The 26,638-nt window shown below is 60.2% G+C and carries 18 protein-coding genes and 1 pseudogene; 7 read left to right on the forward strand and 12 right to left on the reverse strand.

Annotated features, from left to right (window positions below):
- Positions 1-245: 245 nt before the first annotated feature.
- Genes mfd through ACDZ94_RS16755 form a run of 3 tightly spaced genes read left to right on the forward strand, consistent with a single transcriptional unit; the run spans position 246 to position 6,976 of the window.
- Positions 246-3,695, forward strand: coding sequence for a transcription-repair coupling factor (gene mfd / locus ACDZ94_RS16745; protein WP_407016449.1), 3,450 nt, complete (start codon positions 246-248; stop codon positions 3,693-3,695).
- Between the two features lie 11 nt (positions 3,696-3,706).
- Complete coding sequence (locus tag ACDZ94_RS16750; protein ID WP_262667319.1) at positions 3,707-4,276, forward strand: peptidoglycan binding protein CsiV; 570 nt, start codon at positions 3,707-3,709, stop codon at positions 4,274-4,276.
- 9 nt (positions 4,277-4,285) lie between these two features.
- Positions 4,286-6,976, forward strand: coding sequence for a DEAD/DEAH box helicase (locus tag ACDZ94_RS16755; RefSeq protein ID WP_128586655.1), 2,691 nt, complete (start codon positions 4,286-4,288; stop codon positions 6,974-6,976).
- Between the two features lie 94 nt (positions 6,977-7,070).
- Here ACDZ94_RS16755 and nagZ read toward each other — a convergent pair whose 3' ends face one another.
- Together nagZ and ACDZ94_RS16765 are read right to left on the reverse strand one after the other, a co-directional pair.
- Positions 7,071-8,081 (reverse strand): beta-N-acetylhexosaminidase, encoded by a 1,011-nt coding sequence (nagZ, locus tag ACDZ94_RS16760; RefSeq protein ID WP_432750478.1) that lies wholly within the window; start codon positions 8,079-8,081, stop codon positions 7,071-7,073.
- A 153-nt stretch (positions 8,082-8,234) separates the two neighbouring features.
- Positions 8,235-8,942 (reverse strand): TetR/AcrR family transcriptional regulator, encoded by a 708-nt coding sequence (locus tag ACDZ94_RS16765; RefSeq protein ID WP_053255043.1) that lies wholly within the window; start codon positions 8,940-8,942, stop codon positions 8,235-8,237.
- Positions 8,943-9,205: 263 nt separating this feature from the next.
- Here ACDZ94_RS16765 and lexA point away from each other — a divergent pair, with 263 nt between their 5' ends.
- On the forward strand, positions 9,206-9,814 hold the full coding sequence (lexA, locus tag ACDZ94_RS16770) for a transcriptional repressor LexA (RefSeq protein WP_017137423.1): 609 nt from the start codon (positions 9,206-9,208) through the stop codon (positions 9,812-9,814).
- A gap of 10 nt (positions 9,815-9,824) precedes the next feature.
- Positions 9,825-10,298, forward strand: coding sequence for an SOS-induced cell division inhibitor SulA (gene sulA / locus ACDZ94_RS16775; RefSeq protein ID WP_064451387.1), 474 nt, complete (start codon positions 9,825-9,827; stop codon positions 10,296-10,298).
- Between the two features lie 284 nt (positions 10,299-10,582).
- Here the strand turns inward: sulA and ACDZ94_RS16780 are convergent, their stop codons facing one another.
- The 7 genes from ACDZ94_RS16780 to ACDZ94_RS16810 form a co-directional block, all read right to left on the reverse strand.
- Positions 10,583-10,816, reverse strand: a complete 234-nt coding sequence (locus tag ACDZ94_RS16780; protein WP_053255041.1) for a hypothetical protein — start codon at positions 10,814-10,816, stop codon at positions 10,583-10,585.
- A gap of 266 nt (positions 10,817-11,082) precedes the next feature.
- Positions 11,083-11,604 (reverse strand): DUF6586 family protein, encoded by a 522-nt coding sequence (locus tag ACDZ94_RS16785; RefSeq protein ID WP_064451386.1) that lies wholly within the window; start codon positions 11,602-11,604, stop codon positions 11,083-11,085.
- A gap of 126 nt (positions 11,605-11,730) precedes the next feature.
- On the reverse strand, positions 11,731-14,352 hold the full coding sequence (gene topA / locus ACDZ94_RS16790) for a type I DNA topoisomerase (RefSeq protein ID WP_064451385.1): 2,622 nt from the start codon (positions 14,350-14,352) through the stop codon (positions 11,731-11,733).
- A 114-nt stretch (positions 14,353-14,466) separates the two neighbouring features.
- Entirely contained in the window at positions 14,467-14,703 is a 237-nt protein-coding gene (locus tag ACDZ94_RS16795) for a DUF1653 domain-containing protein (protein ID WP_064451384.1), read from the reverse strand.
- A 97-nt stretch (positions 14,704-14,800) separates the two neighbouring features.
- Positions 14,801-15,976 (reverse strand): acetyl-CoA C-acyltransferase FadA, encoded by a 1,176-nt coding sequence (fadA, locus tag ACDZ94_RS16800; protein WP_053255037.1) that lies wholly within the window; start codon positions 15,974-15,976, stop codon positions 14,801-14,803.
- Positions 15,977-16,005: 29 nt separating this feature from the next.
- Complete coding sequence (fadB, locus tag ACDZ94_RS16805) at positions 16,006-18,153, reverse strand: fatty acid oxidation complex subunit alpha FadB (protein WP_064451383.1); 2,148 nt, start codon at positions 18,151-18,153, stop codon at positions 16,006-16,008.
- A 511-nt stretch (positions 18,154-18,664) separates the two neighbouring features.
- Complete coding sequence (locus tag ACDZ94_RS16810; protein ID WP_064451382.1) at positions 18,665-19,102, reverse strand: hypothetical protein; 438 nt, start codon at positions 19,100-19,102, stop codon at positions 18,665-18,667.
- Between the two features lie 105 nt (positions 19,103-19,207).
- On the opposite strand from ACDZ94_RS16810, the gene ACDZ94_RS16815 reads away from it, so the two are divergent.
- Positions 19,208-19,660, forward strand: a complete 453-nt coding sequence (locus ACDZ94_RS16815) for a universal stress protein (protein WP_058419614.1) — start codon at positions 19,208-19,210, stop codon at positions 19,658-19,660.
- A gap of 211 nt (positions 19,661-19,871) precedes the next feature.
- Here ACDZ94_RS16815 and ACDZ94_RS16820 read toward each other — a convergent pair whose 3' ends face one another.
- A complete protein-coding gene (locus tag ACDZ94_RS16820; RefSeq protein WP_064451381.1) occupies positions 19,872-21,791 on the reverse strand; it encodes an ATP-binding cassette domain-containing protein in 1,920 nt (639 codons plus the stop codon).
- 213 nt (positions 21,792-22,004) lie between these two features.
- Between ACDZ94_RS16820 and ACDZ94_RS16825 the strand changes: the two genes are divergently transcribed.
- Positions 22,005-23,933: a transglycosylase SLT domain-containing protein gene (locus ACDZ94_RS16825; RefSeq protein ID WP_064451380.1), complete on the forward strand. Its 1,929-nt coding sequence runs from the start codon at positions 22,005-22,007 to the stop codon at positions 23,931-23,933.
- Between the two features lie 88 nt (positions 23,934-24,021).
- Here the strand turns inward: ACDZ94_RS16825 and ACDZ94_RS16830 are convergent.
- Positions 24,022-24,786: pseudogene (locus tag ACDZ94_RS16830) on the reverse strand (Fic family protein); the annotation flags it as partial.
- A 62-nt stretch (positions 24,787-24,848) separates the two neighbouring features.
- Positions 24,849-26,624, reverse strand: a complete 1,776-nt coding sequence (locus ACDZ94_RS16835; protein WP_432750479.1) for an ABC transporter transmembrane domain-containing protein — start codon at positions 26,622-26,624, stop codon at positions 24,849-24,851.
- Positions 26,625-26,638 lie beyond the last annotated feature (14 nt).

Raw genomic sequence — 26,638 nt, forward strand, 5'->3', positions numbered from 1 at the left:
CCGCTGCAGCCCAGTAAATACGCGGGTTCCAGAAGGCCGCTCGTTGAGCGCCAACCCCGACTTGTCCGTAACCCTCCGAAACATCTGCACAAAATGGCACTACATATTGAGTCAAAACACGCCATTGTTTGTCTTAGCCACTACATTTCCTACAAACCGTAATAGGCTCAGTCAGCAACTGACAGGCGGCACCTCAGGCCGTTACAATTACCGACTTTGTCGCAACGCTTGGAGCTCAACCTTCCGTGCCCGTTCTGCGTCTACCGCTTCTCCCTGCCGCGGCAGGTAAACAGCACTGGGGCAACCTGCCCGGTGCCGCCCTGAGCCTGGCCATTGCCGAGGCTGCCAGCGCAGCCAAGCGCTTTACCCTGCTGCTCACCGCCGACAGCCAAAGCGCCGAGCGGCTGGAGCAGGAGCTGAGCTTCTTCGCCCCCGATTTGCCGGTGCTGCATTTTCCCGACTGGGAAACCCTGCCCTATGATCTGTTCTCGCCGCACCAGGACATCATCTCCCAGCGCATCGCCAGCCTTTACCGCTTGCCGGAACTGGCTCACGGCGTGCTGGTGGTGCCGATCACCACGGCCCTGCATCGCCTGGCACCGACCAAGTTCCTGCTGGGCAGCAGCCTGGTGCTGGATGTCGGCCAGAAGCTCGACGTGGAACAGATGCGCACGCGCCTCGAGGCCAGCGGCTACCGCTGCGTCGACACGGTGTACGAACACGGCGAGTTCGCCGTGCGCGGGGCGTTGATCGACCTGTTCCCGATGGGCAGCAAATTGCCGTACCGCATCGACCTGTTCGATGACGAGATCGAAACGCTGCGCACCTTCGACCCGGACAACCAACGCTCCATAGACAAAGTGGACTCGATCAAGCTGCTGCCGGCACGGGAATTCCCGCTGCAAAAAGACGCGGTCACGCGCTTCAAGGCACGCTTTCGTGAACGCTTCGACGTGGACTTCCGCCGTTGCCCGATCTTCCAGGACTTGAGCAGCGGGATCACACCGGCCGGTATCGAGTACTACCTGCCGCTGTTCTTTGACGAAACCTCCACCCTGTTCGATTACCTGCCCCAGGACACCCAAGTGTTCTCGCTGCCGGGCATCGAGCAGGCAGCGGAAAACTTCTGGAACGACGTGCGCAGTCGCTATGAAGAGCGCCGCGTCGATCCGTCGCGTCCTTTATTGCCGCCCGCCGAGCTGTTCCTGCCGGTGGAAGACTGCTTCGCCCGCCTGAAAAACTGGCCGCGCGTGGTTGCCAGCCAACAGGACGTGGACACAGGCAGCGGCCGCGAGCGCTTCCCGGCGGGCACACTGCCGGATCTGGCGATCCAGGCCAAAGCCACGCAACCGCTGGAAGCGCTGTCCAACTTCCTCGGTGATTTCCCTGGCCGCGTGCTGTTTACCGCCGAATCCGCCGGCCGTCGCGAAGTGCTGCTGGAATTGCTCGAACGCCTGAAGCTGCGCCCGAAAACCGTCGACAGCTGGCCGGATTTCGTCGCGAGCAAAGAGCGCCTGGCGATCACCATCGCGCCGCTGGATGAAGGTTTGTTGCTGGACGACCCGGCCCTGGCGCTGATCGCCGAAAGCCCGCTGTTCGGCCAGCGCGTGATGCAGCGCCGTCGCCGTGAAAAACGCGCGGACGCCAACAACGACGCGGTCATCAAAAACCTGACCGAGCTGCGCGAAGGCGCGCCGGTGGTGCATATCGACCACGGCGTGGGCCGCTACCTGGGCCTGCAGACCCTGGAGATCGACAACCAGGCCGCCGAATTCCTCACCATGGAATACGCCGAAGGCGCCAAGCTCTATGTGCCGGTAGCCAGCCTGCACTTGATCGCCCGCTACACCGGCAGCGACGATGCCCTGGCGCCGTTGCACCGCCTGGGCTCCGAGACCTGGCAGAAAGCCAAGCGCAAAGCCGCCGAACAAGTGCGCGATGTGGCTGCCGAATTGCTCGACATCTATGCACGCCGTGCGGCGCGCGAAGGTTACGCCTTCGCCGACCCGAAGGCCGACTACGCCACCTTCAGCGCCGGCTTCGCCTTCGAAGAAACCCCGGACCAGCAAACCACCATCGAAGCGGTGCGCGCCGACATGCTCGCGCCCAAGCCGATGGACCGCCTGGTGTGTGGCGACGTGGGCTTCGGCAAGACCGAAGTGGCCATGCGCGCCGCCTTTATTGCGGTGCACGGCGGCAAGCAGGTGGCGATTCTGGTGCCGACCACCCTGCTCGCCCAGCAGCACTACAACAGCTTCCGCGACCGCTTTGCCGATTGGCCGGTGAGCGTCGAAGTAATGAGCCGCTTCAAGTCCGCCAAGGAAGTGAATGCCGCCGTCGCCGATTTAGCTGAAGGCAAGATCGACATCGTGATCGGCACGCACAAGCTGCTGTCGGACGATGTGAAGATCAAAAACCTGGGCCTGGTGATCATCGACGAAGAGCACCGCTTTGGTGTGCGTCAGAAAGAACAACTGAAGAACCTGCGCAGCGAAGTCGACATCCTCACCCTCACCGCCACGCCGATTCCGCGCACGCTGAATATGGCCGTGTCGGGCATGCGCGACCTGTCGATCATTGCCACGCCGCCCGCCCGTCGCTTGTCGGTGCGCACGTTCGTGATGGAGCAGAACAAAAGCACGGTCAAGGAAGCGCTGCTGCGGGAATTGCTGCGCGGCGGGCAGGTGTACTACCTGCACAACGACGTGAAGACCATCGAGAAGTGCGCCGCCGACCTCGCCGAGCTGGTGCCGGAAGCACGCATCGCCATCGGCCACGGGCAGATGCGCGAACGCGACCTCGAACAGGTGATGAGCGATTTCTACCACAAGCGCTTCAACGTGCTGATCGCCTCGACCATCATCGAGACCGGCATCGACGTGCCGAGTGCCAACACCATCATCATCGAGCGTGCCGACAAGTTCGGCCTGGCGCAGCTGCATCAACTGCGTGGCCGCGTCGGGCGTAGCCACCACCAAGCGTATGCCTACTTGCTGACGCCACCGCGCCAGCAAATTACCGGCGACGCCGAAAAGCGTTTGGAAGCCATCGCCAACACCCAGGACCTCGGTGCCGGGTTTGTACTGGCCACCAACGACCTGGAAATCCGTGGCGCAGGCGAACTGTTGGGCGACGGTCAGAGCGGGCAGATCCAGGCCGTGGGCTTCACCCTTTATATGGAGATGCTCGAGCGCGCGGTGAAAGCCATCCGTAAAGGCGAGCAACCGAACCTCGATCAACCCTTGGGCGGCGGCCCGGAAATCAACCTGCGCTTGCCGGCATTGATTCCGGAAGACTACCTGCCGGACGTACACGCGCGACTGATCCTGTACAAGCGCATCGCTTCGGCCACCGACGAAGACGGTCTCAAGGACCTGCAAGTGGAGATGATCGACCGCTTCGGCCTGTTGCCCGAGCCGACCAAGAACCTGGTGCGCCTGACCCTGCTCAAATTGCAGGCCGAGCAGCTTGGCATCAAGAAGGTCGATGCCGGGCCGCAAGGCGGGCGTATCGAGTTCGAAGCGCAAACGCCGGTGGACCCGCTGGTGTTGATCAAGCTGATTCAGGGCCAGCCCAACCGCTACAAGTTCGAAGGGGCTACGCTGTTCAAGTTCATGGTGCCGATGGAACGCGCAGAAGAACGCTTTAATACATTAGAGGCGCTGTTTGAGCGCCTCATCCCGAAATCTGCTTGAAGGACGCCCCAATGCGCCTGTTCCGCATTTTGAGCTTGTTATTGGTGGTCGTTGCCCCTTCGGCGTTTGCCGACAGCCCGTACCTGGTGGAAATGATCCTGGTCCGCCAGAACGCCGAGCCGGTTATCAGTAGCCGCGCGGCGCCGGAAAACTGGGACGCCGGGGCTTCACGGTTGCCTGCGGACAAAATCAGCCCGCCGCGGTTGGGCAACATCGTCGACAAACTCAGTGCCGACAGCAGTTACACCGTGCTGCTGCACCGGGCCTGGGACCAGAACCTGGGCGAACAACCGGTGAAACTGGCCATCAGCGATGGCCAGGAACAGTTCGGCCAATTTCCCATCGAAGGTACCCTGAACCTGCAACTGGGGCGCTTTACCGACATCGACGCCGACTTCTGGATCAACCAGTTCGACGCCAACGGTAGCGTCATTGCCAGCGAACACCTGAGCCAGCAAGACGTGCGCACCAAAAACAATCAGCTCAACTACCTGGACGGCGGCCACCTCGCCCTGCTGATCAAGATCACTTCGCTGACCGCCAAACCACCCAGCGCGCCACCGCCCGACATCCAGGACTGATCCAGCGCCATGCCCCTGACGTCGTCGTTGACCAAACCCCTGGCTCCTTCGTGGGCCAATCGCTTTAAAGAGCAAAGCCTTGAGCGCGGGCGGCGCTACGCCCTGGAAAACCGCGTGCGCATCGTCGAGTCCGGCGACAGCACCATCGTGGCCAGTTGCGAAGGCTCGGGCGGTAACGTTTACCGGCAGACCATCTCGCTGCGCGAATCGGCCAAAGGCACGCTGATCCTGGTGGACAGTCGCTGCACGTGCCCGGTGCACACCAACTGCAAACATATTGCGGCGGTGTTGCTCAAGGTCCAGGAAACCCTGGCCTACCCGGCGGCGGCGCAGGATGCCGAACTGCTGGAAAAGCTCCAGGCCGTGCTGGATAACCGCGTGGTGTTGCCGCAAGTGGTGATGGAAGAAGTGCGGCCCGTGCCGCGCCTGTGGCTGGCCAGTGTTGAGTTCAGCGCGTTTGAACCGCGCAATGGCAAGATGCAGCGCTATATCCAGCACCGTGCCGCGCTGTCATTCAACTACCTGGGTAACTATGTCAGCGGGCAGAAGAACGCCGATATCGTCGTGCGCCAGGACACCCAGAGCCTGCGCATCAAGCGCCACCCGGAGCTGGAGCAGCCTTATCGCGAGCAACTGCGCCTGCTGGGCTTCAAGATCGCCACGCGCCAGAGCAAGGCGTTGCCGGAGAGTGCCGGTGAATTGTTTGAGATGGTCAATGACAGCGCTTGGCTGAACTTTACCCTTAACGCATCGCCAGCCCTGCGCGCCGAGGGTTGGGAACTGCAGATCGATGAGGATTTCGGCTTCGACCTGAGCGCCGTCGACGACTGGTACGCGACGGTCGACGAGGGCCCGGAGCGTGACTGGTTCGACCTGGAACTGGGCATCATCGTCAATGGTGAGCGCCTGAGCCTGTTGCCGATCCTGCTGAACCTGATGCGCTCGCACACCGAGATCCTCAACCCGGAAAAACTTGCCCGGCGCCGCGATGACGAGCTGATCCTGGTGAATATTCCCGGCCTGCCCAACGGCCACGGCCCGCTGCAGGTGGCACTGCCCTACGGCCGATTGAAACCGGTGCTGGCCACCCTCGGCGAGTTTTACCTGCAGGAAACCGGCACCACCACCTTGCGCCTGGCCAAGGCCGATGCGATTCGCCTCAACCCGCTGGAAGACCTGCCGCTGCAATGGGAAGGCGGCGAGAAGATCCGCAACTTCGCCCAGCGCCTGCGCGACATCAAGGATTTCAGCTGTGTGGCGCCCGAGGGTTTGAACGCGACCTTACGCCCCTACCAGCTGGAAGGTTTGAGCTGGATGCAGTCGCTGCGCCAACTCGAGGTGGGCGGGATTCTCGCGGATGACATGGGCCTGGGTAAAACCCTGCAAACCCTGGCGCATATTCTTACTGAGAAAGCCGCCGGGCGCCTCGACCGGCCATGCATGGTGGTGATGCCCACCAGCCTGATCCCGAACTGGCTCGACGAAGCGGCGCACTTCACGCCGCAACTCAAGGTGCAGGCGCTGTATGGCGCAACGCGCAAAAAGCACTTCGCCAACCTGCAGGACTATGACCTGCTGCTGACCACGTATGCATTGCTGCCCAAGGACATCGAACCGCTCGCCGCCCTGCCCTTGCACATACTGATTCTCGATGAAGCCCAGTACATCAAGAACCCCAACAGCAAGGCCGCCCAGGCGGCCCGCGAGCTGAATGCGCGCCAGCGCCTGTGCCTGAGTGGCACACCGCTGGAAAACCACTTGGGCGAGCTGTGGTCGCTGTTTCACTTCCTGCTGCCGGGCTGGCTGGGTGACGTAAAAAGCTTCAATCGCGATTACCGCGTGCCCATCGAAAAACGCGCCAGTGACGTGCGCTTGCAGCACCTCAACGGTCGGATAAAACCCTTCCTGCTGCGGCGCACCAAGGAACAGGTGGCAACGGAACTGCCGCCCAAGACCGAGATCATCCATTGGGTTGACCTCAATGAGGCCCAGCGCGACGTGTACGAGACCATGCGCCTGGCCATGGATAAAAAAGTGCGCGACGAAATCACCCGTAAAGGCGTCGCGCGCAGCCAGATCATCATTCTTGAAGCGCTGCTCAAGCTGCGCCAGGTGTGCTGCGACCTGCGCCTGGTGAACGACGCCACCCTGCCCGCCCGGGGCAGCAGCTCGGGCAAGCTCGACAGCCTGATGGAAATGCTCGAAGAGCTGTTTGCCGAAGGGCGCCGGATTCTGCTGTTCTCCCAGTTCACCTCAATGCTCAGCCTGATCGAAGCCGAACTGAAAAAACGCGGCGTGGCCTACGCACTGCTGACCGGCCAGACCCGCGACCGGCGCACGCCGGTGAAGGATTTCCAGAGCGGCAAGCTACAGATTTTTCTGATCAGCTTGAAGGCTGGCGGCGTGGGCTTGAACCTGACCGAAGCCGACACGGTGATCCACTACGACCCATGGTGGAACCCGGCCACGGAAAACCAGGCCACCGACCGAGCGTATCGCATCGGGCAGGAGAAGCCGGTGTTCGTCTACAAGATGATTGCCCGGGGCACGGTGGAGGAGAAAATCCAACACCTGCAGAAGGAAAAATCCGACTTGGCGGCAGGTGTACTGGACGGACGCAAGACGGGGGATTGGCAGTTGGGCAACGAGGATATCGAGGCGTTGTTTGCGCCGTTGCCCCACAAGCAAGAGAAGCGCTGACTGACAGACCGCCTTCGCGAGCAAGCCCGCTCCCACATTTGGAATGCATTCCCCTGTGGGAGCTGGCTTGCCTGCGATGGCAGCAACGCGGTTATCAGTCGATCAACTGAGTATCCCGCAACGCAGTAAGCGCCGCCAACCAACGCGGGTCCTGCTTATAGTCCGTAGAGGCAATCGCCTGCCCACGCATACGCGCGATTCGGGCAGACGGCGTGACCTTCATGCGCTGCGCAGCCGTCAGCGCCAGTTCGGCAGCCGCGCGGTCATTGCACACCAGGCCCATATCACAGCCGGCCGTCAACGCCGCCTCGATTCGACTGGCCGCATCACCGACCACATGCGCACCCGCCATAGACAGGTCGTCGCTGAAAATAACCCCATCGAACTGCAACTCGCCACGCAAAATATCCTGCAACCAGCGACGCGAGAAACCGGCTGGCTGGGCGTCAACCTGTGGGTAGATGACGTGGGCAGGCATCACGGCCGCCAACTGTTTGCTCAGGCGCGCGAAAGGCACCAGGTCATTCGCGCGAATCTGTTCCAGGCTGCGCTCATCATTGGGAATCGCGACGTGGGAATCGGCCTCAGCCCAACCGTGGCCAGGGAAGTGTTTACCGGTAGCGGCCATGCCGGCGCTGTTCATGCCGCGAATGAAGGCGCCTGCGAGCACGGCGGCGCGCTCGGGGTCGCCTTCGAACGAACGCGTGCCGACCACGGCGCTGCGCTGGTAATCCAGGTCCAGCACCGGGGCGAAACTCAGGTCAAGGCCGACCGCCAGCACTTCAGTGGCCATGATCCAGCCGCATTGCTCGGCAAGGTATTCGGCATTCGGTTTATCCGCCAATAAACGCATGGCCGGCAGGCGCACAAAGCCCTGGCGCAGGCGTTGCACGCGGCCGCCTTCCTGGTCGACGGCCAGCAGCAGGTCCGGGCGCACGGCACGGATCGCCGCGCTCAATTCGCGCACCTGGCGTGGGTGCTCGATATTGCGTGCAAAAATGATCAGCCCGCCCACTTCAGGCTGGCGCAACAGGTGGCGATCCTCGGCCGTCAGCCAAGTACCGGCCACATCGACCATTAAAGAACCTTGCAGGGCAGCAGTCATAAACCTTCCTTAAATAACGCACACAACCCGTTGCCCTCACGTGGCGCCCTTAATAACGGGTGCTCGGTGAAAACAACGGGTTGCGAGTAAATAGCTGAAATCGGCATGGCGGCTAGCTTAGCGGATGCAAGCGGCCGCGCACACCCGGGCAGGTCACGCCTTGGCGACAGCCGGTGTCGATTTGCTGCGTGGGCGCAATTGCGCGGCGGCCATGGCCTGGTCGGTCACGCCGGTTTCGGCGCGCATGCCGGCGGCAAGGAACGGCACCATCAGGCGCATCACTTGCTCGATCGACGTGTTCACGCCGAAATCGGTTTCGGCAATCGCTCGCAACGCCTTGATCCCGGACATGCTGAACGCGGCCGCGCCGAGCATGAAGTGCACGCGCCAGAACAGCTCAATCGGCGGAATACGGGGGGCAGCTTCGTTGACCAGCAACATGTAACGGCGGAAAACCTTGCCATACATGTCTTCCAGGTAACGCCGCAGGTGACCCTGACTCTGGCTGAAGGCCAGGCCCAACAGACGCATGAAGATCGACAGGTCATTGCCGCTGCGTGGTTGAACCACCAGCGCCTGCTCGACCAGGATTTCCAGCAGGTCTTCCAGGCTTGGCTTGTTTTCAGGCTTGGTCTGGCGGCGCTCCAGCTCACGGTCGAGGCTGGCGCAGAATGGCCCCAGAAAGCGCGAGAACACAGCCTGGATCAGCGCTTTTTTCGAGCCGAAATGGTAGTTCACTGCGGCAAGGTTGACCCCAGCCTTGCTGGTGATCAGCCGCAATGAAGTTTCAGCAAATCCTTTTTCCGCGAACAATTGCTCGGCAGCATCGAGAATGCGTTCAACGGTTTCCGACTGGGCCATGGCTACTCCGCCTGACAAACACTTGTTTGAAACATACGTTTCAGTGTGTGTCTTGTCAAGCCTGCGAGTCCGTTTTCCGGCCGGGCAGTCATCTAATTCGCCGCTATTTAATCACATCCTTTCCGGTCTGTAGGCAGCGCTGTCTCTGCCTTGCAGGACGGGTGACGAATGACCGTCCAGCGGAGTGCCAAAAAAGGATGATTGCCAAGCGCAGTTCACTGTATATAATCCCAGTCACTGTATAAAAAGACAGAGCGATCAACATGCTAAAACTGACGCCACGCCAAGCTGAGATTCTGGCTTTTATTAAGCGCTGCCTCGATGACAACGGCTACCCGCCGACACGAGCGGAAATTGCGCTGGAACTGGGGTTCAAATCCCCCAACGCTGCCGAAGAACACCTCAAGGCCCTCGCTCGCAAAGGCGCGATCGAGATGACCCCAGGGGCTTCACGCGGCATTCGCATCCCTGGCTTCGAAGCCAAGGCCGACGAGTCGACGCTGCCGATCATCGGTCGCGTCGCCGCCGGTGCGCCGATCCTGGCGCAACAGCACGTCGAGGAATCCTGCAACATCAACCCAACCTTCTTCCATCCGCGTGCCGACTACCTGTTGCGCGTACACGGCATGAGCATGAAGGACGTGGGGATTTTCGACGGCGACCTGCTGGCCGTCCACACCACCCGCGAAGCCCGTAATGGCCAGATCGTCGTCGCGCGTATCGGCGATGAAGTCACCGTCAAACGCTTCAAGCGCGAAGGCAGCAAGGTCTGGCTGATGGCCGAGAACCCTGAGTTCGCCCCGATTGAAGTGAACCTGAAAGATCAGGACCTGGTGATCGAAGGCTTGAGCGTTGGCGTCATTCGCCGCTAAAGGAGGCACCATGCAGCTCGTGCACACCCCACAACACACACAACTGTCGCTGTTCGAGGCCTTTATGGCCCAACCCCTTGCGCCCATCCTCAAGGAAACGGTCGAAGCCCCTTGGGGCTCCGAACCTGAGGCGTTCAGTGAGCTGTCGTTGCGCGGTGCTGCCGGGAGCTGCCTGAGCCTGCTGGCGCCGATCCTTCGCGAATTGAGCGAGGAGCAGGACGCGCGCTGGCTGACGCTGATCGCCCCGCCAGCCAGCCTGACCCAGGCGTGGCTGCGGGATGCCGGCCTCAACCGTGAGCGCATCCTGCTGCTGCAACCGCGCGGCACGCAAAGCGCCCAGCAATTGACTTGCGAGGCCTTGCGCCTAGGCCGCAGCCACACCGTGGTGAGCTGGCTGAACCCGCTGAACGCTACCGCCAAGCAGCAGTTGATCAGCGCCGCGCGTACGGGCGATGCACAGAGCTTGAATATTCGATTGGGGTAACCAGGCTAGCTGCATGCCTATGTGGCAGAGGTACGCCTGTGGCAATGGGGTTTACCATGGAATGTAGGCTTGCTGTGGAGGATGGGCTTTCTGTGGCGAGCGGGCTTGCCCCGCGTTGGACTGCGAAGCAACCCCAAAACCAAGCACCGTGGAATACCTGATACACCGCATTAAATCTATTTAGGGTCGCTTTGCAGCTCATCGCGGGGCAAGCCCGCTCGCCACAAAAGGCCAACTGCAGCCGCAAGCCCCTTCACTGGAACGAGCCAACGCGCCACAAAAACTCAGTGAAGAACCCGCGGGCCGTCATCCTTCTCCGGTTCGCCTTCTGCCAGGCGACCTGCCATCTGCACGCCCACGCTCAACATGGCTTTCGCTACTTCCACGTGCTGGCCTTGCAGGAACGCTTTTGCGTCCTCCGAAAAATCCAAGATAACCAGAGAACCCTCGTCCTCAGCCCGGCGCAGCTCGATTCGGCCGTCAGGCAATTCAACAATTTCCAGAAAGGACGTTGGCATAAAAGTCTGTTCTCCACGAAAGGCCGGGATTATATCAGTCATCCACCCCGCCTCGCTGCGGATCTGAACAGGTTTCTTTACGGCTTGATGAATGGTGCTTATTGAAGGTTGCGAGCCCTGTGCCGGATGTACTGCCTGCTCGGTTCAACTGTGGGAGCGGGCTTGCTCGCGAATGCGGTGGGTCAGTAATGAACCTGTTGACTGATACTCCGCTTTCGCGAGCAAGCCCGTTCCCACAGTTTTGAGTGCAGCTTAGCGAAAACGCCTCAGCACTCGTTCAACCCTTCACGAAACCGCAACGCCATCTTTTTCAGCGCCTGACGCCAGCTCTCCAGCTCTTCCCGGCCCAGTGGCTTGGGCTCATCCTCTTCCAGAGCCACTGCCACGATCAGCGGCTGTGTCACATCGCCCTTGGGCACATGGGGAACACGTGGCGGCTGGAACATATCAGCATGTGCCTTGAGCAGACGGGCTACCCAACTGTCGGGGCTCTGGGCCATTTCTACCAACTCGGCCAGTTCAGGGATGGCCATGCTCGCCAGCACGTCGTGGTTCATGATCATTTCTGCACGCGGCGAACCAGCCTGGGGCAGACGGTAGAACCCGGCAATCTCATGACACAACCCCAACAGCGCGCCGTACAGGTGGAACAACGCCGCTTCACGCCCGGCCTGGACCAGCGCGATGGCATTCATCTCCTTCCCTTCCTCGGCGCGGCCAAGGGCTTCCAGGGACAAACCCGCGAAGTAAATTTTCTGATTGGTACGGGTATAGAGTTCGTTGGCCATAACGGCAATCTCCACAACGAATAAGCGTGATGCTGGCTGAACAGTGTCACGGATCAGCCGAACGCACTGCAAGCGCAAAAAAAGGCCGCCTTTGCAGGCGGCCTTTTTATTTCGCAGATGAGCCGATCAAGCGCCCTGGCGCTTGTCCTCGACCTTCCACTTGCCGCCGTCGTAGAACGCTTTCCAGCCGGTAGGCTTGCCGTCCACTTCGGTCTGCACGTACTGCTCCTTGGTTTTACGGCTGTAACGGATCACCGCCGGACGACCGTCGGGGTCCTTCTTCGGCGCTTCACACAGGAAGTGGTACTTAGGATCGATTTCGTCCTTGTGCGGCACGATCTCCAGCACCAGCGGCGCGCGGGTCTCGCGGTTTTTCGGGAACTGGCTTGCGGCCAGGAACAACCCCGATGCGCCGTCACGCAGGATGTAGGTGTCGTTGACCTTCTCGCACTTGAGTTCGGGCATCTTCACCGGGTCCATCTTCGGCGGCGCCGCGTCACCGCTTTTCAGCAGTTTGCGGGTGTTCTTGCAGGTCGGGTTGGTGCAACCAAAGAACTTGCCGAAACGGCCGGTCTTGAGCTGCATCTCGCTGCCGCACTTGTCGCATTCCAGGCTCGGGCCTTCGTAGCCCTTGATGCGGTAGCTGCCCTCTTCGATCTCGTAGCCGTCGCAATCCGGGTTGTTACCGCAGATGTGCAACTTGTGCTTCTCGTCGAGCAGGTAGGCGTCCATTGCCGTGCTGCAGATCGGGCAACGGTGCTTGCCGCGCAGTACCAGCGACTCGGATTCACCCTCGTCGTCTGCCGCGATTTCGTCACCCGGCACCAGATTGACGGTGGCCTTGCAGCGCTCTTTCGGCGGCAGGCTATAGCCCGAGCAACCGAGGAACACACCGGTGGACGCCGTACGAATTTGCATCGGGCGCCCGCAGGTCAGGCACGGGATGTCAGTCATTACCGGCTGGTTGGCACGCATGCCGCTCTCAGGGCTTTCGGCCACTTCGAGTTTCTTTTTGAAGTCGCCGTAGAACTCGTCGAGCACGTTTTTCCAGTCGCGCTCGCCCTGGGCCACGTCATCGAGGTTCTCTTCCATGCCGGCGGTGAAGCCGTAGTCCATCAGGTTGGAGAAACTCTCGGACAGGCGCTCAGTGACGATGTCGCCCATCTTTTCCGAATAGAAACGACGGTTGTGCAGGGCCACGTAGCCACGGTCCTGAATGGTCGAGATGATCGCCGCATAGGTCGAAGGACGACCGATACCGCGCTTTTCCATCTCTTTCACCAGGCTGGCTTCGGAGTAACGCGCCGGCGGCTTGGTGAAGTGCTGGGACGGGTCGAGCTTGATCAGCTTGAGCGTATCGCCCTGGGCCATGTCCGGCAGCACGTCGTCATCGCCTGGCTTGGCAATTTGCGGCATGACGCGGGTGTAGCCGTCGAACTTGAGGATACGGCCCTTGGCACGTAGCTCGAAGTCGGAAGCCGCCACACTGACGGTGGTGGACAGGTATTGCGCCGGCAGCATCTGGCACGCCAGGAATTGGCGCCAGATCAGCTCGTAGAGGCGCTCAGCGTCGCGCTCCATGCCACTCAGCTTGCTTGGCTCGGTGTTGGCGTCAGAAGGACGAATCGCTTCGTGAGCCTCCTGGGCGCCTTCTTTGCTGCTGTAGACGTTCGGCTTCTCCGGCAGGTATTTCTTGCCGAACTCGCTTTCAATATAAGTACGCGCCATCGCCACCGCGTCTTGCGACAGGTTGGTGGAGTCGGTACGCATATAAGTGATGTAGCCGGCTTCGTACAGACGCTGGGCCATCATCATGGTTTTCTTCACACCGAAACCCAGGCGGTTGCTCGCGGCCTGTTGCAGGGTGGAGGTGATGAACGGCGCCGACGGCTTGCTGCTGGTCGGTTTGTCTTCACGCTTGACGATGCTGTAGCTGGAAGATTTGAGCTTCTCCAGCGCGGCCATGGCCTGGGCTTCATTCAGCGGCTTGAACGCCTCGCCTTTCTCACGGGCCACTTCAAAGCGCACGTTGGCGCCCTTGGCAGTGCCGAGGTCAGCGTGCACGTCCCAGTATTCTTCGGGGTTGAACGCACGAATCTCGCGCTCACGCTCTACCACCAGCTTGACCGCTACCGATTGCACACGGCCGGCGGACAGGCCACGGGCGATCTTGGCCCACAGCAATGGCGAGACCATGTAGCCCACGACGCGGTCGAGGAAGCGACGGGCCTGCTGGGCGTTTACACGGTCGATGTCCAGCTCGCCCGGCTTGGAGAAGGCTTCCTGGATGGCTTTCTTGGTGATTTCGTTGAACACGACACGCTTGTAGCGGCTGTCGTCACCGCCGATGGCTTCCCGCAGGTGCCAGGCAATGGCTTCCCCTTCGCGGTCCAAGTCCGTCGCGAGATAGATGGTGTCAGCATCTTTGGCGAGCCGGCGCAGCTCTTCGATGACCTTTTCCTTGCCAGGAAGGATTTCGTACTTGGCCTTCCAGCCATGTTCCGGGTCCACACCCATGCGGGAGACCAGCTGCTTGCGCGCTTTCTCTTTAGGGGTGAGCACCGGACCTTCGCCCGCAGCCGCCTTGCCGCGCTTGGCGGCCGGCTCCTTGCTGGCGCTAGCCGAACCGCTGGTGGGCAGGTCTCGGATATGGCCGATACTCGACTTCACCACGTACTCGTTACCCAAGTACTTGTTGATGGTCTTGGCCTTAGCCGGGGATTCCACAATGACCAGCGATTTGCCCATGGATCGGAAAATTCCTGAATTCGAGAAGTGAAAGGCAGTTGGCGCCTGTCGCGGCAACGCTATATATAGTGGCAACAAGGTGAGGTCAAGCGCAGCATTCTGCGGGACCTGCCGTTATTGCCTTGAAAAAAGACTGGGTTCGGCCTGGACCAAAGCAAAGCGCGGGACCTGCTCGCCGTCAACTTCGACGGTCTCCAGGAACATGCTCAAAGGGCGCACCCAAAAGCCGTAATCGCCATACAGTGCTTGGTAAAACACGACTTCTTCTTCGGTCTCGGAGTGCCGCGCCACATTAAAAACGCGGTACTGCGGCCCCTTATAATGTTGGTAGAGCCCGGGTTCGACTTTCATGCTCTGGCCCTCTTACAAAATTTGTTGAAAAAAAATATTAAAAATTCCAAAAAACAAAAACCGGGGCACTGGGCCCCGGCTTCCGTCAACTCAACGCTTAGAGGCGTTCGAAGACGGTGGAAATGCCTTGGCCGAGACCAATGCACATGGTTGCAACCCCAAGGTTGCCGCCATTTTGCTTCATCACGTTAAGCAAAGTGCCGGAGATACGAGCACCGGAGCAACCGAATGGGTGGCCCAGGGCAATCGCACCGCCGTGCAGGTTAACCTTCTCGTTCATCTTGTCGAGCACTTTCAAATCTTTCAGCACTGGCAGGGCCTGTGCGGCGAAAGCTTCGTTGAGCTCGAAGAAGTCGATATCGGAGATGGTCAGGCCCGCGCGCTTCAAGGCTTTTTGTGTGGCCGGTACTGGACCATAGCCCATGATTGCCGGGTCCACACCCGCAACGGCCATCGAACGAATCACGGCCATCGGCTGAATACCCAAGTCCTGGGCACGCTGCGCCGACATCACGATCATGCATGAGGCACCGTCGGTGATTTGCGACGAACTACCGGCAGTCACGGTGCCGCCCTTTGGATTGAAGGCAGGCTTGAGGGCCGCCAGGCTTTCCAGGGTGGTATCCGGACGAATGGTTTCGTCGTAGTCGAACAGTTTCAGGAAGCCGTTCTCGTCGTAGCCGTTCATCGGGATGATTTCATCCTTGAACTTGCCTTCCACCGTCGCCTTCTGGGCGAGTTGGTGGGAACGCAGGGCGAACGCGTCCTGGGCTTCGCGGGTAATGCCGTGCATTTTGCCGAGCATTTCTGCGGTGAGGCCCATCATGCCCGACGCTTTTGCCGCATACAGCGACATGTGCGGGTTAGGGTCGACGCCGTGCATCATGCTGACGTGGCCCATGTGCTCCACGCCGCCGACGACGAACACATCACCGTTACCGGTCATGATCGCTTGCGCAGCGGTGTGCAGCGCGCTCATCGACGAACCGCACAGGCGGCTTACAGTCTGACCGGCCGCCGTGTGCGGGATCTGCGTCATCAAGGAGGCCATGCGCGCGATGTTCCAGCCCTGCTCCAGGGTCTGGTTGACGCAGCCCCAGATCACGTCTTCGACTTCGTTCGGGTCGACCTTGACGTTGCGTTCCAGCAACTTGCTGATCAGGTGCGCCGACATGTCTTCGGCGCGGGTGTTGCGGTGCATGCCGCCCTTGGAGCGGCCCATTGGCGTGCGACCGAAGTCGACAATCACCACGTCTCTTGGATTCAAGCTCATAAATATTCTCGCTCTAGTCGTCTGGGCGCTTAACCGAAGAAGCTCTGGCCATTTTTGGCCATCTCACGCAGCTTCGCGGTCGGGTGGTACAGCGGGCCCAAATCAGCGTATTTGTCAGCCAGGGCAACGAACTCGGCCACACCGATCGAGTCGATGTAACGCAGCGCACCACCACGGAATGGAGGGAAACCAATACCGTACACCAGGCCCATATCGGCTTCGGCGGCGGTTTCAACGATGCCGTCTTCCAGGCAACGCACGGTTTCCAGGCACAGGGCGATCATCATCCAGTTGATGATGTCCTCGTCGGACACCTCACGCTGTTCGTAGATAACCGGCGCGAGCACTTCGTGAACCGATGGGTCGGCCACTTTCTTCTGCTTGCCCTTCTTGTCGGCCTCGTAAGCGTAGAAGCCTTTGCCGTTCTTCTGGCCCAGGCGCTTGGCTTCGTAGAGCGCGTCGATCGCCGAACGGCGGTCGTCTTTCATGCGGTCCGGGAAGCCTTCAGCCATTACGTCGCGACCGTGGTGGCCGGTGTCGATGCCGACCACGTCCATCAGGTACGCCGGGCCCATTGGCCAGCCGAATTTTTCCATGACCTTGTCGATGCGCACGAAGTCCACACCAGCACTGACCAGCTTGGCGAAACCGCCGAAGTACGGGAACAGCACGCGGTTGACCAGGAAGCCCGGGCAGTCGTTGACCACGATCGGGTTCTTGCCCATTTTCTTGGCATAGGCAACGGTGGTGGCAACCGCCAGTTCGCTGGACTTCTCGCCACGGATCACTTCCACCAGCGGCATCATGTGCACCGGGTTGAAGAAGTGCATGCCGACGAAGTTTTCCGGACGCTTGAGGGCCTTGGCCAGCAAGCTGATGGAAATCGTCGAGGTGTTCGAGGCCAGGATGGTGTCGTCTTTAACCTGGGCTTCCACTTCGGCCAGTACAGCCTGCTTGACCTTAGGGTTCTCGACTACCGCTTCGACCACCAGGTCGACGTGACCGAAATCGCCGTAGGAGAGCGTAGGACGAATGCCGTTAAGCACTTCAGCCATTTTCGCAGCCGTCATACGACCTTTATCAACGCGGCCCACCAGCAGCTTGGCGGCTTCCGCCAGGCCTTGCTCGATACCGTGCTCGTTGATGTCTTTCATCAGGATCGGCGTGCCTTTGGACGCCGACTGATAGGCGATACCGCCGCCCATGATACCGGCGCCGAGTACGGCAGCCTGTTTCACGTCTTTGGCGATTTCGTCGTAGGCCTTGGCCTTTTTCTTCAGCTCCTGATCGTTCAGGAACAGGCCGATCAGGCTCTGGGCCGCCGAGGTTTTCGCCAGTTTGACGAACCCTGCCGCTTCCACTTCGAGGGCTTTGTCGCGACCGAAATTCGCAGCCTTCTGGATGGTCTTGATCGCTTCAACCGGCGCCGGGTAGTTCGGGCCGGCCTGGCCAGCCACGAAACCTTTGGCGGTTTCGAACGCCATCATTTGTTCGATTGCGTTGAGCTTGAGTTTTTCCAGTTTCGGCTGACGCTTGGCCTTGTAGTCAAATTCGCCGCTGATGGCGCCTTTGATCAGGTTCAGTGCGGCTTCGGCCAGTTTGTCCGGAGCAACCACAGCATCGACGGCACCGACTTTCAGCGCGTCTTCAGCACGGTTTTCCTTGCCGGAGGCAATCCACTCGATGGCGTTGTCGGCACCGATGATGCGCGGCAGGCGGACGGTGCCGCCAAAACCTGGGTAGATGCCCAGTTTGACTTCAGGCAAGCCGATTTTGGCGGTGGCCGACATGACGCGGAAGTCTGCGGCCAGGCACATTTCCAGGCCGCCGCCCAACGCGATGCCATTGATCGCGGCAACGGTCGGCACGTTGAGGTCTTCAAAATCGCTGAAAATCTTGTTGGCTTCGAGGTTGCCAGCCACCAGCTCGGCATCGGGCAGCTTGAAGTTGTCGACGAATTCGGTGATGTCAGCGCCGACGATAAACACGTCCTTGCCGCTGGAGACGATCACGCCCTTGACCGAAGCATCTGCTTTGATGGTGTCTACGGCCTGACGCAGTTCGTTCAGGGTTAGACGGTTGAACTTGTTGACGGACTCACCCTTGAGGTCGAATTTCAATTCGACGATGCCACTTTCAAGAGCCTTAACCGTGATGGCTTTACCTTCGTAAATCATCAACTGATCTCCACGATATGGAAGCTGAACAGTACACATTGGACGCTGGCCTATGGTTGGACATTGATGATGACGTCAATGCTCACGCCAATCCGCCAGGCACACCCGCCAATGCGATAGTCGGGGTTATGTATGAGCCGTCTGACAGACAAACGCTCAATTCATACGCCCGTTTGATTTGGGTACGCCACCTTCATCCAATTCCGAGCAATTGTCAATCGCTCGAAAGGCTAGGAAAAACGCGACTTTCCAGTCATTTCAGAACCCCACCCCCAAGCCTACGCCTAGCCGATACTCAACTATTCACGAGATCAATAATGGAAAAGATGTGGGAAAAGACTGTACAGAACGGGATATGCCGCTAGGCTTGCGACAATCGTAACGCGCCTGGATGAACATCCGACGCATGACACACAGATTTACCGGCCTGCCTGGCCAACTCCAGCCCGATGATGATGTCGGGCTTTTTATTGCCCGCCTTTCTGACAGGGCGCGCTTGCTCCGGGCGGCGTTACGCCAAGGCTTTAAGCAACGTATCAATGTCCTTCAACACACTCGCCTCGCCCTTCTCGCCCCAATACAAGGCGATCATTTGCTTGTCGGCTTCGACCTTGTAGACGTTGGCCGGCAACGTCGCAAAATGCGGCAACAACTTTTCATCGACGCACACTTCGCGCCATTGATTGACCCAAACCCCTGGCTCCATCTGCCAATAACTCCATATCGCCGGCGCACTGCCGCGCCGTGGCCGGCAGTACTGCGCGCAAGGGCTCGGCGGCTCCTGCTTGAGCCAATACGGCCACTCCTGAGGTGCCAACTGCATGGCCAGACCCATGCGGCGCGCCTCCATCCGCAGGGCCATGCGCCCGCTCTGATGACGCGACGGGCGCAGCCATGCCAGAGGGCTCAGAACCACCAGAAGGATTGACACCACTATCCAGACCGTCATATGTGTACTCCCGAATTTCTAGATGAGCGGGTTTGAGCTGACGCAACCCCATCCGCTTGAAACCAGCCATACTGAACTTATTGCAGTCTCCTGGAGGAACGCGCCATGCCCAACGAACATTCCTACAAACATATCCTGGTCGCTGTCGATCTGACCGAAGAGTGCGACCCGGTTATCAAGCGCGCGCAGGCTTCAGCAATCGCCAACGGTGCCAAGCTGTCACTCGTGCATATCGTCGAGCCCATGGCCATGGCCTTTGGTGGCGACGTGCCCATGGACCTTTCCCAGTTGCAGCAACAGCAGTTTGACCAGGCCAAAGAGCGCCTGGATCGCTTGATCCTGAAGTACCCGGAAGTGACCAAGGAAAACTCCCATCTCACCTACGGCCAGCCGCGCCAGGAAATCCACCACTTGGCCAAAGAGCAGAACTGCGACCTGATTGTGGTCGGCAGCCATGGCCGCCACGGCCTGGCGTTGCTGCTGGGCTCTACCGCGAATGATGTGCTGCACGGCGCGCCGTGTGATGTGCTGGCGGTGAAGCTGGTAAAAAGTTCTTAAGCCTGACGCAAATCCGATGTGAAAGCTGGCTTGTGTGGGAGCTGGCTTGCCTGCGATAGCATCACCGCGGTTTGACTGACACACCAAGGCGCCTGCATCGCGGGCAAGCCCGACTCCCACACAAGCCCTCCCACATGTTGAATCGCATTCCATATGAAAAACCCGGTGTTCATCCAAGTGAACACCGGGTTTTTTAATGCGCTTGAATCACTCAGGCATCCAGCTCAGCCCAACGCTCAACCAGCACTTCCAGCTCCTGGTTCAACGTCTCCAGGGAAGCAATGACCTTGGCAGTTTCCGCCGCCGGACGCAGGTAGAAACCTGCGTCGGCCATTTCTGCTTCTACCGCAGCAATCTGCTGCTCCTTGGCGTCAATGTCACCCGGCAAGGCTTCCAGTTCGCGCTGCAGCTTGTAGCTGAGCTTCTTCTTGGCCGCCGGCGCAGCTTCCTGGGCCGGTGCATCTGCGGCCACCGGGGCCACAACGGCGGAGGTCAGGTCGGCTTTGCCGGACTTGCTCTCGGTTACGCCCAGCAGGCGCGGCGAACCGCCCTGACGCAGCCAGTCCTGATAACCACCAACGTATTCGCGCACCTTACCTTCACCTTCGAAGACCAGGGTGCTGGTGACCACGTTGTCGAGGAATGCCCGGTCGTGGCTGACCATCAGCACGGTGCCGTTGAAGGTCAGCAGAACCTCTTCCAGCAGCTCGAGGGTTTCCACGTCGAGGTCGTTGGTCGGTTCGTCGAGCACCAGCAGGTTGGCAGGCTTGCTGAACAGCTTGGCCAGCAGCAGGCGCGCACGCTCACCACCGGACAAGGCTTTCACCGGCGTACGTGCACGCTGCGGGCTGAACAGGAAGTCGCCCAGGTAGCTCAGCACGTGGCGGCTCTGGCCGTCGATGTCGATAAAGTCGCGGCCTTCGGCGACGTTGTCGATCACGGTTTTTTCCAGGTCCAACTGATGGCGCAACTGGTCGAAGTAGGCCACGTCGATCTTGGTGCCTTCCTCGACCGTGCCGCTGGTCGGCTGCAGGCCATTGAGCATCAGCTTGAGCAAAGTGGTCTTGCCGGTACCGTTGGCGCCCAGCAGGCCGATACGGTCGCCGCGCTGCAGGACCATGGAGAAGTCCTTGATCAGGAACGGGCCATCCGGGTGATGGAAGCTGACGTTCTCCAGCACCATAACCTGCTTGCCCGACTTGTCGGCGGTGTCGAGCTGAATATTCGCCTTGCCAGTGCGTTCGCGACGCTCGCTACGCTCATTGCGCAGAGCCTTGAGGGCACGTACGCGACCTTCGTTACGGGTGCGACGGGCCTTGATGCCCTGGCGGATCCAGACTTCTTCCTGAGCCAGCTTTTTGTCGAAGAGTGCGTTGGCGGTTTCTTCAGCGGACAGCGCAGCTTCTTTGTGCACCAGGAAACTGGCGTAGTCGCCGTTCCAGTCGATCAGGCCGCCACGGTCCAGTTCAAGGATGCGCGTTGCCAGGCTCTGCAGGAAGGCACGGTCGTGCGTGATAAACAGCACGGCGCCCTGGAAGTCCTTGATGGCTTCTTCCAGCCAGGCGATTGCGCCGATGTCCAGGTGGTTGGTGGGTTCGTCGAGCAGCAGCAGGTCCGGCTCGGACACCAATGCCTGGGCCAGCAGCACGCGACGACGCCAGCCACCGGACAATTCGGCGAGGGTCTTGTCGGCCGGCAGTTGCAGGCGGCTCAAGGTGCTGTCGACGAGTTGCTGCAAGCGCCAGCCATCACGGGCTTCGAGGTCTTGCTGGACGTGCATCAGCTTGTCCAGGTCCTCTTCGGTGACGCAGTTCTGCGCCAGGTGATGGTATTGCGCGAGCAACTCACCGACGCCGTCGAGGCCTTCGGCAACCACGTCGAACACTGTCCGTCCGTCGGCCACCGGCAATTCTTGCGGCAATTCGCCGATCTTGAGGCCCGGGGCGCGCCAAACAGAGCCGTCATCGGGCTTCTGGTCGCCTTTTACCAGCTTCATCATGCTGGACTTGCCGGTGCCGTTGCGGCCGATGATGCACACCCGCTCACCACGGGCGATCTGCCAGGACACCTTGTCCAACAACGGCATAGCGCCGAAAGCAAGGGACACATCGCTGAATTTGAGCAGGGTCATACGCTTCTCCAAAAACTGGGCGCGCATTCTACCTGACTTGAGGGTGGGATGCGGCCGGCATTTTCGCTATCGACACGTTCTGAAGGACATTTACAACCAACTTGAACCAACCGGCCGGCAAAGCTTTCGCCGGCCGCTGGCAAAAGGCTAAGCTAGGGGCAATCAGTGTCGGCGGTGCCGGTGCTAGTCGTGATTTCTTTGCACGGACGTCTCATGCGCAGTCGCCTTTTCAACTTTTTATCTTGTCTGCTTCTTTCCGCCACCGCCGTTCAATCCGCCCAGGCCGTGGACCTCACCACCCAACGTCAATATTACGATGAAGCCAAACGCGCCCTCGCCAAAGGCGACAGCGGCCCCTACATGCAATACAGCCAGGCCCTGGCCGACTACCCGCTCACGCCGTACCTGGCCTATGACGAACTGACCGCCCGCCTGAAAACCGCGAGCAACGAGGAAATCGAACAGTTCCTCGCCAAAAACGGCGACCTGCCCCAGGCCAACTGGATGAAGCTGCGCTGGTTGCGCTGGCTGGCCGACCGTGGCGACTGGCAGACGTTTGAAAAGTACTACGACGCCAAGCTTAATTTCGTCGAACTGGACTGCCTGCATGGCCAGTACCAACTCACCCACAATCTGAAAGCCGAAGGCTACAAGACCACCGAAAAACTCTGGCTGACCGGCAAATCCCAACCCGCCGCCTGTGATGCCACCTTCGGTCAGTGGGCCGCCGATGGCCAACTCACCGAACAGAAAATCTGGGACCGCGCCAAGCTTGCCGCCGAAGCCCGCAACTACGCGCTGGCCAATAGCCTGGTGAAAACCCTGCCGACCCTCGGTGCCCAAGGCCGCCTGATGGTGGACGTAGCGCAAAAGCCCGACATGCTCGGTGACCCGTCACGCTTCCTACCGGCCAACGAAGCCATGTCTGACGCCGTAGGCCTGGGCCTGCGCCGCCTGGCACGCCAGGACCCGGACAAGGCGATGGCCCTGCTCGACGGTTACGCCAGCAGCATGCACTTCTCCCGTGACGAAAAAGTGTCGATCGCCCGCGAAATCGGCCTGACCCTGGCCCGCCGCTACGATCCGCGCGCCCTGGACGTGATGACCAAATACGACCCAGAGCTGCGTGACAACACCGTTTCCGAATGGCGCCTGCGTCTGCTGTTGCGCCTGGCCCGCTGGGAAGATGCCTACCAGCTCACCCGCAAACTCCCACAAGACCTGGCCACCACCAATCGCTGGCGTTACTGGCAAGCGCGCAGTCTTGAACTGGCCGAGCCGAAAAACCCGCAACCGTTGGTGCTGTACAAAAACCTCGCGCAGGAACGTGATTTCTACGGTTTCCTCGCCGCTGACCGTTCCAAAGCGCCGTATCAACTGAAAAACAAACCGTTGGTGATGAGCCAGGCACTGGTCAATAAGGTCCGCAACACCCCGGGCGTGCGCCGTGCGCTGGAGTTCTATGCACGTGGCCAAATCGTTGACGGCCGCCGCGAGTGGTACCACGTCAGCCGCCACTTCAACCGCGATGAAATGGTCGCCCAGGCCAAGTTGGCCTATGACATGAAGTGGTACTTCCCGGCGATCCGCACCATCAGCCAGGCGCAGTATTGGGACGACCTGGATATCCGCTTCCCAATGGCCCACCGCGACACCCTGGTGCGCGAAGCCAAGGTACGTGGCCTGCATTCCAGCTGGGTATTTGCCATTACTCGTCAGGAAAGCGCCTTTATGGATGACGCCCGCTCCGGCGTCGGCGCCAGCGGCCTGATGCAACTGATGCCCGGCACCGCCAAGGAAACCGCACGCAAGTTCAGCATCCCGCTCGCCTCCCCGGCCCAGGTGCTGGACCCGGACAAAAACATCCAGCTCGGCGCCGCCTACCTGAGCCAGGTGCACAGCCAGTTCAACGGTAACCGCGTACTCGCCTCCGCCGCCTATAACGCTGGCCCCGGTCGCGTGCGCCAATGGCTGCGCGGTGCCGATCACCTGAGTTTCGACGTGTGGGTGGAAAGCATCCCGTTCGACGAAACCCGCCAGTATGTGCAGAACGTGCTGTCTTATTCGGTGATCTACGGGCAGAAGCTCAACTCGCCACAGCCGTTGGTGGATTGGCATGAGCGCTACTTTGATGATCAGTAAAAAGAGCAGCTTCAAGCTGTAAGTTTGAAGCTTCAAGAGAAATGCCCGCATTGAGAGATGCGGGCATTTTTTATGGGGCGCTCGGACGCTCGCTTTGCACAGCCTCAGCCAAGGCCAGACTCAATGCTTGCAACATAAATTCGACGAAGGGAGTCGCTTCCGCCTTCTGGTCGGCAGCCGACAGCGCCGCGTAATAGGCGTCCTGCTGTTCGCGTATAACCGCTTCCACCGGCAGATAGGCCAACACAGGGCGCCATTGACTAAGTATTAAGGTTTGCCAAAGGCGCCCCATCCGTCCATTGCCGTCTGCGAAGGGGTGGATAAATTCGAATTCGTAATGGAATACACAACTGGCGATCAGCGGATGCCAATCAGAAACCGACAGCCATTGCAGTAAGTCATCCATCAGATGCGTTACGCGACTTGCGGGAGGAGCCATATGGACCAACTGCTCACCACGATAAATGCCGAAACCCACCTGGCGAAACCGTCCTGCATCATCGATCAAACCGAACATCAGCAGATCGTGTGCTTTTAACAAGTCCGCCCGATCACTAGGCACCCATTGCGGCATCGCCTCGTAAGCAGCAAATGCATTACGCACTTCCTGGATCTCCCGAGGCAACCCCAACACTCGCTTACCCTCTAGAACAGCGGTCACCTGTTCAACGCTGAGGGTATTGTTCTCGATAGCCAGCGAAGCCTGGATTGTGCGAATTCGATTGCCACGTCTTAGCTGAGGCGTCTGACGACTATCATCACCGACTGAAAGTTGACCGATCTGCTCACTGATGTCGGCTACCAGAGCCAGCATCTTTGTAGTCAGTGTCAACGGAGGTTGATAACGGCTCATGTCCTCATCCAGTTCAATAACGAAAGGTCACATGATGCCTTAGGAACAGACACACCGCAGCTTCATTCCGCCTCCACCCCATCACTGAACTGCAATGCCGCCAACCGCGCATACAGCGGATTGCTCGCAATCAACTGCTGATGCGTGCCGACCGCCACCAACTTGCCCTGGTCCATCACCGCGATCCGATCCGCGTTCTTCACCGTGGCCAATCGGTGCGCGATGACCAGGGTGGTGCGGCCCTGCATTAATTGCGGCAGCGCCTGCTGGATCAGGTGTTCGCTCTGGGCATCGAGGGCGCTGGTGGCTTCGTCCAGCAGCAGGATCGGCGCGTCTACCAGCAACGCGCGGGCGATGGCCAGGCGTTGGCGTTGGCCGCCGGAGAGGCCCATACCGCCGTCGCCGAGGTGGGTCTGGTAGCCGTCAGGCATTTGCAAAATGAAGTCGTGGGCATGCGCGATGCGAGCGGCGGCCTCGACCTGGGCGGAGGTGGCGGACGGATTGCCGTAGCGGATGTTTTCTTCGACGCTGCCAAAAAACAGCGCCGGGCTCTGGGACACCAGCGCGAAGTGCCGGCGCAGGTCCATGGGGTCGAGTTCCGTCAGCGCGTGGCCTTCGAGCAGGATGCGGCCTTGCTGGGGGTCGTAGAAACGCAGCAGCAGGTCGAATATCGTCGACTTACCCGCGCCGGACGGGCCTACGAGGGCCAGGGTTTCGCCGGGGTTGATGGTCAGGCTCAAGCCGTCGACGGCGTAGCTGTCCGGCCGCGAAGGGTAGGAAAAGCGCAGGTCTTGCAGCTCCATACGGCCGCTGACCCGTGCCGGCAACCGCACAGTGCCATCCGTGGGCGCGTGGATTTCGTTGTTCGATTGCAACAATTCACCAATCCGCTCGGCGGCCCCCGCCGCGCGCTGCAGCTCGCCGAGTACTTCGCTCAAGGTGCCGACGGCGCTGCCGACGATCAAGCTGTAAAACACGAACGCCGCCAGCTCACCGCCGGAAATGCGCCCGCCGATCACGTCCATCCCGCCCACCCACAGCATCACGCCCACGGCGCCCAGCACCAGCATGATCACCAGGGTAATCAGCCAGGCACGCTGCGCGATGCGCTTGCGCGCGGTGGCAAACGCCTCTTCCACGGTGACGGCGAACCGTTGTTCGTCCTGCACCTGGTGGTTGTAGGCCTGCACGGTCTTGATTTGGCCGAGGGTCTCGGACACGTAGCTGCCGACATCGGCGATACGGTCCTGGCTCAAGCGCGACAGGCTACGCACGCGCCGACCGAAGATCAGGATCGGCGCCAGCACCAGCGGCAGCGCGATGACCACGATGCTGGTGAGCTTGGGGTTGGTGACAAACAGCAGGACGATGCCGCCGATGACCATCAAGGCGTTGCGCAGGAACAGCGACAGCGACGAGCCGATCACCGATTGCAATAAGGTGGTGTCAGTGGTCAGCCGCGACTGGATTTCCGAGCTGCGGTTGTTCTCGTAAAAGCCTGGGTGCAGGTAGATCAGGTGGTTGAAAACTTGCCGGCGGATGTCCGCCACCACTCGCTCGCCGATCCACGACACCAAATAAAACCGTGCAAACGTACCCACGGCCAGGCCCAGCACCAGGATCATGAACAGGCCGATGGACTGGTTGAGCAGGTGCGGTGACTGGGTCATGAACCCCTGATCCACCAGCAGGCGAATGCCCTGCCCCATGGACAAAGTGATGCCCGCAGTGACGATGAGTGCCAACAACGCACCCAGCGCCTGCCAGCGGTACGGCGCAATAAAGCGGCTGGCCAGTCGAATAGCACGGCGTTGACGGACGGAGAACATGGAAGGCATCACCTGCGTGAGGG

This window comes from Pseudomonas sp. UBT, assembly GCF_050915955.1.
Lineage (GTDB): Bacteria > Pseudomonadota > Gammaproteobacteria > Pseudomonadales > Pseudomonadaceae > Aquipseudomonas > Aquipseudomonas antarctica_A.